Annotated in this window: 12 protein-coding genes; 4 read left to right on the top strand and 8 right to left on the bottom strand. The window is 39.4% G+C overall.

Annotated elements, in window-relative coordinates:
- Nucleotides 1-346 precede the first annotated feature (346 nt).
- Both tnpA and P1X15_RS26345 read left to right on the top strand, forming a co-directional pair.
- Nucleotides 347-808 (top strand): IS200/IS605 family transposase, encoded by a 462-nt coding sequence (tnpA, locus tag P1X15_RS26350; RefSeq protein ID WP_277341126.1) that lies wholly within the window; start codon nt 347-349, stop codon nt 806-808.
- A gap of 126 nt (nt 809-934) precedes the next feature.
- Nucleotides 935-3,988, top strand: coding sequence for a type I restriction endonuclease subunit R (locus P1X15_RS26345; protein WP_277341125.1), 3,054 nt, complete (start codon nt 935-937; stop codon nt 3,986-3,988).
- 285 nt (nt 3,989-4,273) lie between these two features.
- Here the strand turns inward: P1X15_RS26345 and P1X15_RS26340 are convergent, their stop codons facing one another.
- The gene (locus tag P1X15_RS26340; RefSeq protein WP_277341124.1) at nt 4,274-4,489 is read right to left on the bottom strand and encodes an Arm DNA-binding domain-containing protein; all 216 of its coding nucleotides are present in this window, start codon (nt 4,487-4,489) and stop codon (nt 4,274-4,276) included.
- Nucleotides 4,490-4,603: 114 nt separating this feature from the next.
- Here P1X15_RS26340 and P1X15_RS26335 point away from each other — a divergent pair, with 114 nt between their 5' ends.
- Nucleotides 4,604-4,900, top strand: coding sequence for a hypothetical protein (locus P1X15_RS26335; RefSeq protein WP_277341123.1), 297 nt, complete (start codon nt 4,604-4,606; stop codon nt 4,898-4,900).
- 344 nt (nt 4,901-5,244) lie between these two features.
- The gene (locus P1X15_RS26330; protein ID WP_277341122.1) at nt 5,245-7,245 is read left to right on the top strand and encodes a hypothetical protein; all 2,001 of its coding nucleotides are present in this window, start codon (nt 5,245-5,247) and stop codon (nt 7,243-7,245) included.
- 79 nt (nt 7,246-7,324) lie between these two features.
- Here the strand turns inward: P1X15_RS26330 and P1X15_RS26325 are convergent, their stop codons facing one another.
- The 7 genes from P1X15_RS26325 to P1X15_RS26295 form a co-directional block, all read right to left on the bottom strand.
- The gene (locus tag P1X15_RS26325) at nt 7,325-8,200 is read right to left on the bottom strand and encodes a hypothetical protein (protein ID WP_277341121.1); all 876 of its coding nucleotides are present in this window, start codon (nt 8,198-8,200) and stop codon (nt 7,325-7,327) included.
- A 29-nt stretch (nt 8,201-8,229) separates the two neighbouring features.
- Entirely contained in the window at nt 8,230-9,441 is a 1,212-nt protein-coding gene (locus tag P1X15_RS26320; RefSeq protein ID WP_277341120.1) for a restriction endonuclease subunit S, read from the bottom strand.
- Nucleotides 9,434-11,059: a class I SAM-dependent DNA methyltransferase gene (locus P1X15_RS26315; RefSeq protein WP_277341119.1), complete on the bottom strand. Its 1,626-nt coding sequence runs from the start codon at nt 11,057-11,059 to the stop codon at nt 9,434-9,436. The genes P1X15_RS26320 and P1X15_RS26315 overlap by 8 nt, the downstream gene beginning before the upstream one ends.
- On the bottom strand, nt 11,053-14,136 hold the full coding sequence (locus P1X15_RS26310; RefSeq protein WP_277341118.1) for a type I restriction endonuclease subunit R: 3,084 nt from the start codon (nt 14,134-14,136) through the stop codon (nt 11,053-11,055). Before P1X15_RS26310 ends, P1X15_RS26315 begins: the two co-directional genes overlap by 7 nt.
- Nucleotides 14,137-14,191: 55 nt before the next feature.
- On the bottom strand, nt 14,192-14,767 hold the full coding sequence (locus tag P1X15_RS26305) for a GIY-YIG nuclease family protein (protein ID WP_277341117.1): 576 nt from the start codon (nt 14,765-14,767) through the stop codon (nt 14,192-14,194).
- Between the two features lie 1,601 nt (nt 14,768-16,368).
- Entirely contained in the window at nt 16,369-16,881 is a 513-nt protein-coding gene (locus tag P1X15_RS26300) for a hypothetical protein (protein ID WP_277341116.1), read from the bottom strand.
- Between the two features lie 10 nt (nt 16,882-16,891).
- Nucleotides 16,892-18,349: a hypothetical protein gene (locus P1X15_RS26295; protein WP_277341115.1), complete on the bottom strand. Its 1,458-nt coding sequence runs from the start codon at nt 18,347-18,349 to the stop codon at nt 16,892-16,894.
- Nucleotides 18,350-18,373: the final 24 nt, after the last annotated feature.

Here is an 18,373-nt window from a genome sequence, read left to right as displayed (position 1 = left end):
CCCTTTGGGCTTTTTAACATAGTTATCATCAGCCATTTTTTATAATCGTGTCAGCCCTTTGGGCTTTTTAACATAGTTATCATCAGCCATTTTTTATAATCGTGTCAGCCCTTTGGGCTTTTTAACATAGTTATCATCAGCCATTTTTTATAATCGTGTCAGCCCTTTGGGCTTTTTAACATGTTATCATCAGCCGTTTTTTATAATCGTGTCAGCCCTTTGGGCTTTTTAACATGTTATCATCGAACCCAAACATCCTATAAAAACCCCAAAGGGGTGTAATGATTATAGCATTATCATCGAACCCAAACATCCTATAAAAACCCCGAAGGGGTGTAATGATTATATGGCAGGTACGTATTCACAACTCTACATCCAAGTGGTTTTCGCGGTAAAAGGCCGTCAAAACCTGCTTCAAAAGCCGTGGCGTGACGAAGTGTTCAAATACATGTCGGGCATTATCAAAGGGAAAAATCAAAAACCCATCATTGTCAATGGCGTAGCTGACCACGTACATCTTTTTATTGGACTAAGACCCTCCATCTCTATTTCGGAATTGGTCCGAGACGTAAAAAATAACTCAACGAATTTCATCAACGAGCAAAAATGGGTGAAAGGTAAATTTTCGTGGCAAGAAGGTTTTGGAAGCTTTTCCTATTCCCATTCTCACATTGACAACGTTTATAAATACATCCTGAATCAGGAAGAGCATCACCGTAAAAAGACCTTTAGAGAAGAATATTTAGAGTTTTTGCGAAAATTTGAGGTAGAATACGATGAGCAATATTTATTTGAATGGTATGATTAGATTTGAAGCAAAGCTGGCTATAATCATAGCGACCCTTTGGGTTTACAATCCCGAAGGGGTCTAATGATTATTATTACCACAAAACAACCAAATAAAACCCCAAAGGGGTGTAATGATTATACATTCATGCCCAGCCAAACCAACGAACAGGCCTTAGAATCGGCCATTGAAAAACGCCTCACGGGCACCTGTCTGGAAGACCTCAATACCAACGGTGTAGTTGGCAACGTAGCCGAGCGGGCCGAGCTGTATCGCGCTGGTAACGGGTATTACCTCGGCACTCCCCAAGACTTCAACGCCCAATATGCCATTGATGAGCTTCGGCTGTGGCATTTTTTGGAAACCACCCAAAAAGAAGAACTCGCCAAACTCCAAAAACATTCGGGCGGCGTTCCGTCTGACTGGAAACTCAAGATACTGGAGCGCATCGACCGCATGGTGAAGAAATACGGCATTTTGCGCCTTCTCCGCAAAGGGCTGGAAGTGGAAGATGCGCATTTTACGATGCTCTATTCGCTGCCGTTGGCTTCCAGCAGTCAAGCCGTCAAAGAACGTTTTGAAAGCAACGAATTCAGCGTCACACGCCAAGTACGGTATTCGCTCACCAATCCCCGCGAAGAGATTGACATGGTGCTATTTGTGAACGGGGTACCGCTCGTTACGATGGAACTCAAAAATCAATGGACGGGCCAAAATGCCAAAGTACACGGGCAAAACCAGTACCGAAACGAACGTGACATTACACAGCCACTTTTGCAGTTTGGGCGCTGCATGGTTCACTTCGCTGTCGATACCGATGAAGCCTACATGACCACCAAGCTCAACAGCAAAGACACCTTCTTTTTGCCCTTCAATCTGGGCCACAACCACGGCAAAGGCAATCCGCCCAATCCTTTTGGTCACAAAACGGCCTACCTTTGGGAGGTGTTCACTCGCCAAAGCCTTACCAATATCATTCAGCATTTTGTGCGCTTCGATGGCAAGGAGAGTGACCCTTTAGCAAAAAAATCGCTCTATTTTCCGCGTTATCACCAATTGGATGTCGTGCGCAAACTCATTCAGGATGCTTCCCAAAAAGGCGTAGGGCAAACCTATCTGATTCAGCATTCGGCAGGATCAGGAAAATCCAATTCGATTACGTGGGCAGCCTATCAACTCATCGAAACCTATCCAGAAAGCGATACCACGCCCGGCAGTCGGGGTGTGGCTCATCCATTGTTTGATTCGGTGATTGTCGTTACCGACCGACGCCTATTGGACAAGCAGTTGCGAGAAAACATCAAAGAGTTTTCGGAAGTAAAAAACATCGTCGCACCGGCGTATTCTTCCAAAGAACTCAAAGAAAGTCTGGAAAACGGTAAACGCATCATCATTACCACCATTCAAAAGTTTCCGTTTATTGTGGACGGCATTGCCGACATGAGTAAGAAGCGATTTGCCGTCATCATCGACGAAGCCCACAGCAGTCAAAGCGGCACCACCGCCGACAACATGAACCGCGTCATGGGTAAAAAAGAACAGGAAGACGAAGAAGAAGACCCGCAGGAATTGATTTTGGCCGCCATGCGTACCCGCAAAATGCGCGGCAATGCGTCGTATATGGCTTTTACGGCTACCCCCAAAAACACTACATTAGAAAAATTCGGCATCCGACAGAACGATGGCAAGTTTAAACCATTTCATGAATACACCATGAAACAAGCCATTGAAGAAGAATTCATTTTGGATGTCTTGGCCAATTATACCACCTACAAAAGTTATTATGAGATCGAAAAATCTATTGAGGACAATCCGCTGTTTGATACTTCCAAAGCCCAAAAGAAACTCAAAGCCTACGTAGAACGCCACGCACAGACCATTGCGACCAAAGCCGACATCATGCTCGACCACTTCATTACGAAAGTGGTCAATCCCAAAAAGCTGAAAGGCAAAGCCAAAGCCATGGTAGCTACCCAAAGCATCGAATCGGCCATTCGGTATTATTTTGCGCTCAAATCATTGCTCAACGAAAGGGGCAACCCTTTCAAAATTGCCATTGCGTTTTCGGGAAAGAAAACCATAGACGGTATAGAATACACAGAAGACAGCCTCAATGGATTTGCCGAAAAAGACACCCGCGATACATTCGATACCGACGACTATCGAATACTGGTGGTAGCCAACAAATACTTGACGGGTTTTGACCAACCCAAACTCACTGCCATGTATGTGGACAAAAAACTACAGGGTGTTTTGGCCGTTCAGGCACTATCACGCTTGAATCGTTCGGCCAACAAATTGGGCAAGAAAACGGAAGACTTGTTTGTCTTGGATTTTTTCAACTCCACCGACGAAATCAAAGCCGCCTTTGATCCTTTCTATACATCCACTACGTTGAGCAAAGCCACCGATGTAAATGTGCTGCACGATTTAAAAGGGCAGCTGGACGATGTGGGCGTCTACGAATGGGCAGAGGTAGAAGATTTTGTGGAGAAGTATTTCAAAGGCGTCAATGCGCAGCAGTTAAGTCCCCTCATTGACATAGCCGCCGACAGGTTCAATTCCGGTCTGGAACTGGAAGATACACAAAAGGCTGATTTTAAGATTAAAGCCAAGCAATTTGTGAAGATATACGCCCAGATGGCTTCTATTTTGCCTTATGAAGTCATCAAATGGGAAAAGCTGTTTTGGTTTTTGAAATTCCTCATTCCCAAGCTCATTATTATCGATCCCACTGCTGATGCCTTAGATGAACTGTTGAATTCGGTAGACCTTTCTACTTACGGCTTGGAACGGGTAAAACTCAATACCGCAATTGGTTTGGACGCTTCTGAAACGGAATTGGAGCCTCAAAATGCTAACCCAAGAGGGGTACATAGTAGTGATGTACAAGAAGATACGTTGGATTTAATCATAAAAAGTTTCAATGAACGATGGTTTCAAGGGTGGGATTTAACTCCTGAAGAACAAAGGGTGAAGTTTATCAGCCTCGCACAAAGCATCAAAGCCCACCCAGATTTCAAAGACAAATATTCTGAGAATCAGGATACCCAAAACCGAGAAATCGCGTTTAGGAAAATCTTTGACGAGGTCATGGCCAAGCAACGCAAAACGGAACTGGACTTATACCGTCTACTTTCAAAAGACGATGCTTTCAAAACAGCCATGCAGGATACTTTAAAAAGAATGATACGTCCTTAAGTGTAACTGGAGAGAGTTCATTGCATCTTATTACTTTTAAAAATTCGTCTGCAATAGGTTCAAATTTCAATTAAACAAACTTAGTGCCTATTGCAGATTGCTCTTCCATGCCCATTGTTGTGGCCACTTCCGATACACTTCAATCAGAATTTACCATTTTCAGAACTTTTTTCTTAAAATCCGTATCATACATACGGTGTTTTTGCTTTTGGGCTTGTCCAGAGCATACAAAATTCAAGAGACTTTTGTGTGCAGGAAAACCCAGCATTCTCAATCTCCTTCTCCTCAAAAGAACACCATGTTTTGATGTGTAACAAGAGTAGCTTTAGCCAAAGGGTCTTTGGGTGCGCTATTTTTATCCCACTCTTTGGCCATCAGATGAATCTTAGTGGAGAAATAACGGCGTTCACCATTTAAGTAAGCCTGAATTTGGACCAATGCACGGCCTTTTTTTGATACTTCTTGTTTACGATCAAACACAAGTTGGTACTTAACTTTCATTGTATGTTTGGCTTTAAAATGTGCACAAACATAAAGTTTGAAAGCTAAGAAAAACAGGTATCAAAAAATCTGTTATGATTTGGTAAAACATCGTAAAAAATCCTACCCTGACTTATGTCAAAAAAAATTTTACGACTCTTATTCTCATTTGATTTTTTGCTCATCAAAAGGGAAAAACCAGCAGGCAGCCACAGACGGTATCAAAAAAGTATCAAAATAAAACAAGCGACCAAAGCTAAAAAGGTGCCTTTACAGCGTCGAAAAGGCCATAAAAACAAAAAAAGCCCAGATTTCTCTGAGCTTCCTAGCGGTCCGGACGGGACTCGAAGCGAAACGTCGCACCGCCGCAACTCCATACGTGACAGGCATATTTTAAAACAGTATAAAACAAAAAAGCCCAGATTTCTCTGAGCTTCCTAGCGGTCCGGACGGGACTAAAAATTAGAACTGATTATCAATCAGTTAGCCTTGTTTTTGAGTTTGGGTATCATACTGGGTATCAAAAGTGTCCAATTACGTGCAGATGTATCTAATAAATTGGGGCGCAAAAGAGCCAAAAGCCACTCGATAAATTTAAGTATCTCCTTGCCCATTTTTTTCTATATTTGCTTTTTCTCAACACATACAGTATCTCTAATAAATTTTTCATAAAAAGCAGCGATGTATCCTTTCTGATAAATTTATTGGGATAATCGGCTACATCCACAACCTTTATGCTTTTTTCAAGTAAAAAAACATTCTAAATCTTTATAAATATGAATTCTATGACACCTAATGATCTTGACGCTTTATATCAGCTTAGAAATAAATTTTTAATCATAGGGCTAACTGGAAGGCTAGGCTCTGGATGTTCAACTGTTGCAACAATGCTCTGCCATAAAAGTTTTGATGACTGTAACTTTCCCAAACCTATAACTACTGAATTTAAATCTAATGAAGAACGTAAGTATAGAATTGTCTATAATTATTTAGAGAAAAATTGGAAACAATTTACATTAATAAGAGCTTCAGATATTATCACGATGACTCTATGTCTTAAAGACCTAGAAGCTTTGACTCATTTTCTCTTAAATTCATATAAAGATGATATTATTAATGCCGCCAGTGTTATTAATCAAATAAAAAAAAATATAGAATACAACTTCAATAGTTTACAAAAAAAAATAGAGCAACTATTTGAAATTACAAAAGAGTCACCAGTTTATGAAATAAAGAAGGGTGAGGATGAAAAATCTAGTAGCCGAATAAAAAAAGAAGTCAATGATTTGTTTTTTATAAATAAAGAACTTTCTGCATTTACAGGGGCACTCAAAACAGAGTTTAGTAAACTTAAATCAAAAACGCGACCTACTCCTTTTCAATTATTTGGTGATAATATTCGTAAGACTGGTAACCCTTTAGATAGTAGTACTTTTTTACCTAAAAATTCATATATCATTGCTGAGGTTACAAATCAGTTAATTAAAATTTTTAGAGAGCATAATGAAAAGTCTGCCCATATTGTGATTGACTCAATTAGAAATTCAATGGAAGCAAGGTATTTTAAAGAAAGATTTTCAGCTTTTTATCTTTTTGCAGTCAATACTGAAAACGAACATAGGGAAAAAAGATTATCAAGTGAATATAATGCAGAAGAATTAAAAAGCATCGACAATGAGTATAATAGAAATTTAAAAACAGAAGAAACTTTTTATGTTCAAGATATAAAGACATGCATTCAAGTTTCAGATATTTATTTATATAACCCAAATGATAAAGAGAAAGGAGATACTTATACAACAATTAAAAAAGATGTGGTTAGATATTTAGCTCTTATATTTCAACCCGGCATAATTACCCCTACTCCACAAGAACGATGTATGCAAATTGCTTATACAGCAAAATATAATTCTGGCTGCATATCTCGACAAGTAGGGGCTGTTGTTACAGATGATAGATTTTCTATAAAATCTATTGGCTGGAATAATACTCCTGAAGGCCAAACTCCCTGCCTTCTGAGAAATGTAGATGACTTATTACATAATTCAGACCCTGAAGCATTTAGTGAATATGAAAAAACGAGTGAAATCAAACAATTACTTAAAACTGCTTATAAATCAATAGATAAAAGTAGATTAAAAGGTCGGAATGTTTCATTTTGTTTTAAAGAAGGACAAAACTGTTTAGAACATGAAAAAAACCAAGTCCATACAAGATCTCTTCATGCAGAGGAGAATGCAATGCTCCAAATCGCTAAATATGGTGGAGAAGGCTTAACTAAAGGCTTTTTATTTACATCTGCGTCACCATGTGAACTTTGCTCTAAAAAAGCATATCAACTTGGCATTAAACAAATTTTTTACATTGACCCTTATCCTGGTATTTCAGTCAATCAAATTTTGATTTCAGGAGTCGAAGTGCATAAGCCTAAACTTATATTGTTCATTGGCGCAATTGGTCGTGCTTATCATAACCTATTTGAGCCTTTCATGGCTTATAAAGATGAATTAAAAACATTACTCAATTACGATTATGAAAAGTCTAACCTTAATATTTTACAATCGAAGGCGTCTGTTGAAAAGGGGAAATATATGGATGATATAAAAAAACGTAGGGATAAACTCAATTCTGACTTGATAACTCTAAATCCAGAGGAATTAAACAAACTAATCGAAAGTAATTTAGATAAGCTCATGGAATCAAACCCTGATGAATATAGAAGACTAATTACTGAACGACAAAATAAAATAAAAGATGGTGAGGAGATTAAGGAATAGAACTCATAATAAATTGGTTATAAATCCATTCTTTCTTAACTCGGAATGTTAATTGCACAGGCATAGGTTTAGTATTCGATTAGATTTTAACCCCTGCTCCCCCTTTCACCTTAAAGCCCTTCAACCCCATTTTTTCAATATGATTTGATACTGTAAGAATGGTTTCCAGACTAACGGGAGGCAGCGTATTATTTTTGCTTACGTAGTCTGAAAGATATTGATGTGAGGTTGTGGTAAGCCCATGTCGTTTGCAAACCAGAAAGGAAACTGACTCAGCCTCAAACTCTTTAGACTCGTTCGAAAGGTTCTTTCTACTTTCCCACCAACTTTTTTTATTCCTGCCTAGATGCCCGCAATAAACATGTGCTAATTCATGAACCAGCGTAGAGTACTTTTCATTAATTTCATATTCAGTATTAATATTTATTAAAAATTTATCCTGAGTTTGAGTCATTACATAGCCCGCCGATGCCCTCTGCATCTTATAATCGCCACATGTAATCCCTTCTTTATCGGCATTATGACAGGTAGTATGAAATATGCTCGGGTCTAAATACCCCTTTGTTTCGTATGGATTCGTCAGTTCCTGAGGGATGTTATCTTCCTCTCCGTTAATGGGTTCAGTATCTGATATATCGTAGACGAATTCTACCGGTCCAAAAGGCACTAAAATGATAAACGGCCGAGCGTATCGCTTTACTTGCCTGCCGTATTTTTTCCAACGATGTGGTGATAAAACAATAGAAGCTGCGCTGTCCTGCATGTTTACCAGAAATGCATTGTACGGAGAAAGACCGGGAAATCGGTTGATGAACTCCAGTAACGCTAAAAACTCCGCGCTATTCTGATACCGGGCACTTTGGGCAAAAAGCTCATCCAATGCCTTTACCTTTTCTTCTTTATTGTCTATTGTAGAGGTGGTTTCTTTAAAAAAAAGAGATAATTGCTCTGCCATACGTGCCCGGTTTTTATTATTGTTCCTCCCTACTGCACCTTCACCTGCCCGTTCATCAGCATCGGCAACAGCCAATCACGAAGCTCCGCAAGTTGTTGGTTTTCTTTTTCGTTTAAGGCTATCTTTTGAAATTGAGGTTCAATTATTTTTTCAAAAGTTTCCTGTAATTTAATAGGAGGTAAGATGAGTTTTAGTTTTTCTAAATTACTCCTACTTAATTCAGTTTGCCCTGTTGAGCCCTCGCCTAACTGTTCAATATCGCTTTGCTTTTCTGTCAGGGAATATCCAATATATAGCTGATTAGCTCTGTCTTTATTTATTCGTACAATAGTTACATGAGAATCGACTGTTGTAAGCGACTCGTCCAATCTTTTTACAATTGCAACTCTTCCGAGTGTACCAACACCAGTAGAATTTACAAGAATATCACCAATTTGAATTAATTTAGCTTCTGCGCTTTTTATCACATGATGATGTCTTCGGGCGAAGGAAAAATCTATTGTTTTATTTCGTATACATTTTTGATTCAAAACAGGGATACCATCATTCTCTATATATGTTGGCGAAATACCTCTCACTAATAAAGTAGTAATACCAACAAGCTCGACAACCTCCCATCCCTCCGGTATCTCTCTCTTCAACCCCTCATTCCAAACCATTGTACCGCCACTGCTTTTGTAGGGTTTTCCTTCTTCGTTGGGAAAGTCAAACTGCACAAACCAATAATCATACAGTGTTTTGGCCATCGCTTCTAACTCCGCATTGATGCGGTTGTTGAGTTCTATTTTGGCGTCTAAGGTGGAAAGAACGGAAGCAACTTTTTGTTGCACTATCAAAGGAGGAACCGATATGATTTTTTCTGAGATTTCAGGAATCGTTATTTGAGGTTGACCCGAACCAGTGCCATTTTGTCTGTTTAATTTAAGATTGTAAAACAGATAATCCACATCTAATTTATCCTTTTGGGGAATCAATGTAAGCAACCTAACTATTGGAAAAAATGGTTCTTTTCTTAATGCTGCAAAACCTACTTTAGAACCTCTGGCTGAGATTGTTACTGCTGGTTCAATTATTCTTGGGAGATCCGTATACCCCTGTAAGCCATTATTTCCTTCTGCGTTTGCAAATACTGGAACTGTGTTAAAGGCAGTCTTCTTTTCACTAAAATTTTTTGGTTTATCTCCCCCAGCAATAATTTCTGTTAATTCCCCTAACTTAATTTCGTTAAAATATTTATTCATACTTCAGCCCATTTAATTGTTTCTGAATTTCCTTTTCCAAAGTTTTTGATTCGGCAAAAAGGCTATCTAAATTGGTTTTAAAACTGTTCATCTTGGCTTCAAATTCCGTAGGTGTTATGTCGGTGTATTCAATCTTCACCTCAAAATATTGTCCTGCACTAAAGCTGTAGTTCTTTTCCTTAATCTGCTCGTAGCTTACTACTACCGTAAAATCTTCTTTGGCTTCGTGCTTGTTAAAGGTTTCAATAACCAGTTGCTCTTCGTCTTCTGACAATAATGTTTTTTGGTTCTTGCCGTCTTTTACGGTAGTGCCGAGCTTGGAGGCATCCATCAGCACAATGTCGCCTTTGGAGTTGGCTTTGTCAATAAACAAAATGGAAACGTTGGTACCCGTGGTGGCAAAGATATTGCTGGGCATCGAAACCACGCCCCGGAGCATTTTTTGCTCCACCAAGCGCTCGCGGATGCGCTTTTCAATGCCGCTTTGGGCCGTAATAAAGCCCGTCGGTACCACAATCGCGGCCCTGCCTTTGGGAGCCAACGTGTACATAATGTGCTGAATAAAGAGGGGATAGATGGCCATCTTATCCTTGTCTTTGTTGGGCACGTTGGGGAACCCCGCAAAAAAGCGCTCGCTGTTTTGTTTGGTGTTCAGGTCTTCCACATAATCGCTGAAATCCAATTTAAAGGGCGGATTGGAAACGATGTAATCAAAGGTCATCAGCTTTTCGCCCACCTTATGGTAAGGGTTCCGCAAGGTATTTCCCTGAATGATGTTTTGAATGGAATGCACCAAATTGTTCAGGATCAGGTTGAGGCGCAGCATACTCGACGATTTTTGTGAAATATCCTGCGAGTAAATGGTACAGCGGTCTTCGCCGATGGCGTGGGCCAAATTCATCAGCAGCGTACCCGAGCCCGCCGAGGGGTCATAACAGGTAACGTTGCTCACGGGGCTGTCGACCAATATAGACGCCATGATCTTGGCCACGGCGTGAGGCGTGTAATATTCGGCGTACTTACCGCCGCCGTCTTTGTTGTAGTCCTTGATGAGGTACTCAAAGATGGTGGAGAAAAAGTCGAATTTTTGATCGAAGATCTTATCAAAATTGAAGTTGACCAACTGATTTACGAGGGCTTTGCAAAAGCTGTCCCGCTGTGAGCTGTCGGTGATGTAATTGCTCAGCTCGTCAAACAGCGTGATCTTGGCCCCGGTACCCGTTTTGACCGAGAAGATTTCGTTGTTAAAAATGGCGATGTCGCGCAGGGTATCGTCAAAAAACTTTGCAAATTCTTCCTGATCCTGACGGTTAAAAAGGGTAGACAGAAAATGATCCCGTTTGAGTTTGGCGCTGTCGGGATTCATCCGGAGCAGCAGCATTTCGTAGTCTTCTTCGGTGTAGTCGGCGATTTCCTTTTCCCAACTCTCGGCCTGTTGCAATGCCGGCACCAACGCTTTCAGTTCATACGCGAACTTATCGTTCATAAATTTATAGAGAAACACTTGGGTAATGATTTTAAACTCATTGCCGTCGTTTCCCAATCCGTACGAGGTACAAACGCCTTTCAGGTTGTCGATCAATTGTTTCGTTTGTGCCGTAAAATCCTGTGTTACCATTTTTGAACTCCCTGATATTCGTTTAAGTATTCTTTGACCAGACAGCCGTTGATGTATTTGGCGGTGTCGGTGTCTAAATTGATTTTGGTTTTTGTAAAACTTCCAATGACCGTCCGGATCATTAATTTTTCAAAATAAGCCTCATTTTTTAACATTTGGGTATTGATCAGCACTTTTTCGTCCACTTGGCCTTTAATGTCCGTGAGGGTTTCGCACAGTTCGCTTTCTCTTTTGGAGACATTTCCCCGTTCCATGATCCGTTTATGCACGCGGGCAAACTTCACATCATAATCGTATTTGGCCTTGAGCAGGTTGTTTTTGCGGTTGAGTTCGGTCACCTTATCGTAGATTTTTTGCAGGGAGCCGATGTTGCGTTTCATGTCGTCCTGGGTGATTTCGTCCAGGTTCTTTTTGTTAAACAACCGTTTGAGCTCATCGTACAGCGAAATAAACTGCGGGTCGGTTTGGTCAAAATTTTGCCCCAGTGCTTCGCGGGTTTTGCGAAGGGTGTCTTTGAGTTGGTCGGCAATCACCATTTCATCTTCCGAAATCTTCCGAAACATGAACAGCACATTCTCCAACGCGATATTGAGCAGATTGGTCGTGTCGGTACTGTTTTCGAGGGCTTCTTTTTGGTTCAGCAGGTCCAAATGCCGTGCCGTTTCGTTGTAGAGTTGATTCAATTTATGAAAATCAATCTGTTCCAGCATGTCAAAATGCCCGTACAACCGAATCAGGTTATAGAGGTTTTTGGCCGTTTCCAAGGCTTTTTTGATTTCCAACACCTGTTTTCGGTCCTCAATTTGGCTGATTTGGCGCGAGAATAATTCTGCATTGTTCAGGTCATAGTGAAACAGCTTCTCTTTGATGTCTTTGATTTCCTCTTCGATCTCTTCTTTGGATTTAAAGAGGCTGGAATAGGTTTCCATTTCATCGCCCAATTCCGCCTGAAGCTCGTCAAAGTAGGCTTTGTTGGTAGCGTCAAACTCCTTGGTGATGTCGGCAAAATCGACCACGTAGCCGTACTTAAAAGTTTTGTAGGGCCGATTGACGCGGGTCAGGGTTTGGAGCAGGTTATGATTTTTGATGACTCGGCCAATGTAAAGTTTCTTCAAACGCTTGGCATCAAAGCCCGTCAACAGCATGTTGTATACAAACAGAAAGTCAATTTTCCCGTCCTTAAAATCCTCCACTTCGGCCTTGCGTTCCTCTTTATCGCCAATGTCGTGCAGAATCAGCGAAGCGGTCAGGCTTTTCTTTTGGCGTTTGGTATACGACCCATACTCCGGTGCCGGTTCAGCTGCCATTGCATACGGCTCCACCCGCTCCAAGGTTTTTTGAACGGTGTTGTATTTATTGATAAAAATCTCGAACATTTTCCGTGCTTGGTCGGCGCTGTCACACACCACCATAGCCCCGATGGTATGGTCATTGAATCGTATTCGGCTTTTGATAAAATCCTGAACAATGTAATCCAGCATGGGTTCCACAAACCGGGCATGGGCATATACCACACGTTTATCTGCCCCTCCCTTTAATATTTCCATCTCCTTTAGGGCTTCCTTCAACTGAAGCTTATAACTGGTTTCAATATCTTCTCGAATCAGTTTCAGGGTATAGCCGTCGGCAATGGACGCATTGTAGTAGTATTTGTGAATGTATTCGCCAAAGGTAGCCTTTGAGGTACGGTCTTTGGCGATGAGCGGTGTCCCTGTCAACCCAATAAGAATGGCATTGCGGTCAGAGTTGAAAAGATTGGCCAAAAAACTGCCTTTAGGGTCGTAGCTACGGTGAACTTCATCCAAAAAATAAATGCGCTGCGTGTTGATGTCATAGTCGTTGGGCCGGAGCACATCCGTATCATCTTTGAATTTCTGGATATTCACGACCGTTACCTCCCGTTTTCCCGAAAAATTATGAATGGCCTGACGGGTTTTAAAGTCTTTCAACAATTCATCTTTGGAGTTGACGGTGTGCACAACCAACCCCCGGCATGTAAACTCCCGTTTGGCCTGGTCCATCAGGTCGATACGGTCCACTATAAAATAGAATTTGGGAACAATGCTTTTTTGTTGGTACCGATCGGTGAGGTATTTGATATTGTAGTAGGCCAGAGCGGTTTTTCCGCTTCCCTGCGTGTGCCAGATGATGCCTTTTTTAATTCCCTTATTCAAATCGCGTTCAATGGCTTTGGTCGCAAATATCTGCGGATAGCGCATAATGTGCTTTTCCAGCCCTTTTTCCTCCCGCACGTAAGCGATACTGTATTTTAAAAGGAACGCAAAGCGATCTTTGCTGAATAATGATGTCAGTATTCGATTGGTTGGCGTATCTGTTTCTTTGTTAGTCAAAAACTCCGGGGAGTGTTTTATGGAGTGTAAGTTGTTGTCTTTCAGAACAAAATTCTCCAAGGCATCATCTTCATCTTTGAGCAACGTGGACAAATCAAATTTCTCTTCCTCCCTAAAGCAGTTAAAGTTGGCCGCAGCGTAAGAAGTCGATGCATAAAAAGCCCCCTGAATGGGTTCAATGGATTCTATGTCATATTCCATGTTATTGGAAAAGACCAGTACCTGCGACACATTGATGAATTTGCGGAACTTCTTATTCTTAAAACGGGCATTGATTCGGTTACGCTCCTGGAGCACACCTTCGTGGTTGTTAGGTTTCTTGACCTCCACAAACGCCAATGGCATTCCGTTGATCAGCAGCGTAATATCGGGTCGAAATTCATCTTCCCCGTTTTTATAGGTGAGCTCGGTCACCACATGAAATGAATTGTTGGTAAAATCCTTAAAGTCAATTAATTTATTGCCCGATGTAGCCGTAAGCATCATATAAAATGCTTCTCCTAAATCTTCATTATCTAATTTCAGCGAAACGTCTTCAAATAGTCTTTGAACCTCACTTTCAGTTAGTTCAGGATTGATCCGTGATATACTTTCCGTGAAAACGTCTGTAAAAATATTGGTACTTTCGTCGCGGGTAGCTTTGGAAAGAGATACATATTCATAGCCCAGTCGGCACAGGTGCAGTATAGCGGGTATCTTTACTCGGGTGTTTTCGTTGAAGGCCATAAGGGGTTTAGATAAACGTTGAGAAAAGGGCGGATACTTATGAAATTCTAATTCTTCACATTTGATTTAGATACACCTGTAATAGATCCAAGGCATGAGTGTAATTATTAGCAGGGTTGTAACTATTAGTATAATGGTTGTTCCACATTTGTGCCTCAGAAATAGCACCACCCAATTGGTAGCCTAACCAGTTATTCATAGGGGGGTGAATTGCGACTTGATTTCTATTCAAGACTATTTCAATGCACCGTTTTTCCAGTGCGTCTAAATTGTCTATGTTATTGATTGGCAGGAATAAATAGAGGAGTTGATGAATATATGCACTGATCCCTGCCGCATTGACGTTTTCATTGTACAAAAGATTTAATGCACTTCCTACATGTTTACGAAGGCTTGAGGCACTTATATGCGCTTTTTGGTGCTTCTCTAAACGATTATTGATATTATCCTTAGTAATCCCTATGTAAATAATTTTGAATTGATGCTGATTTATAGGGGTTTGAGGGTCAAAGAAAAAATAGAGTCCGCAATTGAATTGCAAAGGGATTGCATTTAACAAATAGTGATACCCTTGTTTTTCCTTTAAATCAGATAGAATAGTATAAAGTTGGTTTAGATAAATATGTCTCATGGTTAAATGTGGAATTTACTTTTATTGCAAAATGGGAGCGATGTTTCAGCGAAGGTTATTTTTACTCACCCTGCCAGAAGTTTGCTTAGGTTTTCAGAATCGACACCCGAGAATATCTCCACCATTTCGTACGTATAACCCAAGTCCCGAAATACCCCGGATTTCATACGTCGGTAAAATGTTGCGTAGCTTACAGATTCTGAGAGCCCTTCCTGCTTACGTAATTCGCTATAGAGACCATGTAATATTTTACAGTTAGTCACGCCCAACGCTGTGCCTGATCTGACATTGCGAACGATATACCGATGGTGATTTTTCAAGGTGTAATGGATTTTTTGCAAATATATAGAATTACGCTATCTCTCAAGGTCTGATAGTATTCTCTCCTATTTTTCAAAATAACTCTATTTTCAGCATACTTACAGTAATAAATTATGATAAAAGGGCATATTTAGTGTGTGCCGATACACTTTCTACTATAGAAAAGTCAATGCAGTTCAGTTGTATTCAATTGATTATAAATGCTTTAGACTGAAATATGAGATTGGAGATAAAAAATATCATTAAGGCTTTAACAGTGTCCGGAGGGGAGAAGTTTAGCCAATTTTAATAGGTGGCTAACTGATTGATTATTAGGAAAACACACCCGTTTGATAACTTTTTGGTTACAGCAAGTAAAAAGTTGATTGTAATATGGAATAGACTTGGTGCTGTCAATATCGCTCACTCCTGTTTTTTGTCCTAAAAGCTGCTTTTTACCTGCTTGAGGTAGCATATAACACTACATTAATTTTTACTCTTGCGGCATTACTGACTATGGTCTAAAGGTTTCGTATCACATTTGTATGTACAAAGTGTATATACATTTGTATTTAGAGAGAATAAAATTGGGACAAGGTATGCTGCCAAAACTTAAAAACCGACGTTACAGGCTTGTAACGTCGGTTTTTAATGAAAATAACATATACCTCTACATGTCGGACATGTACATACATTTGTGTAGGCAAGCAGCCAAAAAGCGGCTTTTATCCCTCATAGATTACGCAACAGAGTTTTTAAGTGTGCTCTTTTAGGGCCGTTTCTTTTATTCCAATCTTCAATTCGTTGATTAATTGGGTGGCATAGCTCAACGTCCAATCATTGGTTGAAAGGTATCGATCAACTGCCTGCTATCATTTTGATTCCATGCCCATTTTAATAGGCTGTGGTTTGGAGATTTTTCAATGCCTGATCTACAATCTGTGTTGCTGTCATGTTTACTTATATTTTTCGTTTACGGAAACGTAAACAATATTTATTTTGTAAACAAAACAAATGCATTCTCTTCAATATCTATTTATCATACGGCAAAAAGTACTGTATCCTACTGAACACACTTACAGTTTTTTTTGATACACACCTTTGCATATACAATTGTCCATACATCGTTATTTAACCCGGAAACATACTTCCCTGAAATCCAAAAACCCACGTTACAAGCCTGTAATGTGGGTTTTTAAGCAAAAGAACATATACCTATACATGCCAGGGCACGTACCTACATTTGTGTAGACACTCAGGCTGCCAGCAGGGTTTCTTCTGATTTTGAAGGAGAATAACAACTAGATTTGTTCGCTTCGAGCACGTGCTTCATTACGTTCTGCACGTGCCTCTTTCTTTTCTTGAACATACATTGAGATACTTTCCGCCCCTTTAACAACAAAAGCATAAGTTATAAGAGCGGTTAAAAATGCGGTAATTAATGGAACAAGGGTTTCTTTTACAACTAACTGATAAATCGAATATGGATTTAAATTTAGTCGATTAGCTTCTATTTGTTTCCAAACAGTTAGTTGTTCTTTGTATAGATTGATTTGTTTTTCATAGTTTACAGTTTGATCATCAACTTGTTTTTTAAATATTTCGCTTTTAAATGTTATTAGTTCTTTAGACAGCTTGGCATCAAGTGTTGGAGGGACAATTGCTACAGGGGCTTTTGGAGAAAGGGGGGTAGACAACGTAGGCTTAACAAAGACTGAAAATATTAAAAGTGCAATTGATGGTACGAATAAAATAATACTGCTGGTTACAAACCAGGCTATAAGGTATTTTCTTAGGTTTTCCTGGGGATTCATAACAAAAAAATTACCAGCTTTTAGGATTGATTATAGTTTGGAATGCAAATTTCGCAACAACTCCAAAAGTAAGCCGCTCCCAAATTGAAGTCTTTGTATCAGCTAAAGCTTCTTTTGCGGAAACAGTTTTTGCAATTCGAATTTGATATTTGTATTGTTCATCAGTAACATCACCAAATTCAAAGTATATTCCACCAGCAAACTTTCCTTTCTCTTTATAAAAATTAAGAGCTGTTCCTATATTAACTAAATTCACAGCTGCATCTTTTTTGTCGGAGATTAGCCACCGAGCATAAGGCAGATTCCAAGCTAAATTACCTTCTTTACCGATTCTAAAGAAGTGTAATGCGTCAAAACGTACATTATAACGAGTATAAGTTTGGTAATTTCCAGCATAACCAGTCTCTTTTTTTTCACTAATGAGCTGCTGATTATTAACGGTTTCAGTTGTTCTAATCATATATTCAGTTTTACTCAGGCTATCAAGAGTCGCTGTTTGTTCAAAACCGAATGAGAAGCCAAACAATGACCTTGGACCGAGATCTAAATTAACACCTAAATCAATGAATGCTCCTGAAAACGGAGTTTTTACGAACCTTTTAGCCAATGCGCCAGTAACATTTTCGTCGTAGAGTTTTATTTGTGAACCATTTAATCCAAAAGATAAGTAAGGGGCTATTCTGTTTCCGATAGTTGTTTTTTTTAATTGTGTCTCTTCTTCTGTAATAGTACCAATCAAACCTTGAATATCATTGTAGCATTGCTCAATAGTGACATCACAGTCATATTTTTCCGAAAATTTCTTTATATTTGATTTAATATGAGTTATAATAGAATCTACCAGATAAATAGCATTATTGATAACAGTGTCAATTGGTACTGAAGAAGTTGATTGTTTCCATTCCCTGATTGTATCCTTAAAATTTTCCAAATTAGCTAACGCTCCTTTAAGGCTTTGCAAATCTGTTGCTTTGTTTAAACCTGCTCTAAGTTCTGGTATTTTTGAAATATGAACCATACCCATTAACTTTTTTGACTCAATTTTTACTATATTGGTAACATTGTTTAAAGAGTCAAAAAGCCTTATTATCTTTGAATTTTCAAGTTCTTTTATTCTACGTTCAACTTTAAAATCACTTGAGGGAAACCTTATAATTAAACCTGTAAATGCTCTTATTTTAGCGCTAGGTAAAAATTTGCCTTCTGATAATAAATTTGCAAGTCCTTCATTGTTTTCGCCTGAGGCAGATACACCCCAAAGAAATTGATGTTGCTTTGCAATATTCTGTGATTGAAAATTATTTATATTAATTGAAATTGATGTTTTTGCAACATCTACGTTAATAGCATTAGCGTCAAACAAAATAGTTGATTGTCCTTCACTATCCGCTGATAATAATTGGGCTTTAGCAGTTCTTAGTATTAAACTTAAGAGGGAAAAGACAAAATAAATGGCTATATTTTTCATAGACTACTAAATTTAGAATAAATT

Origin of the sequence: Runella sp. MFBS21 (assembly GCF_029433105.1) — a bacterium.
In the GTDB taxonomy this organism is placed as follows: domain Bacteria; phylum Bacteroidota; class Bacteroidia; order Cytophagales; family Spirosomataceae; genus Runella.
Note: the sequence above shows the minus strand (reverse complement) of the source record. Positions and strands in the feature narration are given on the sequence as shown.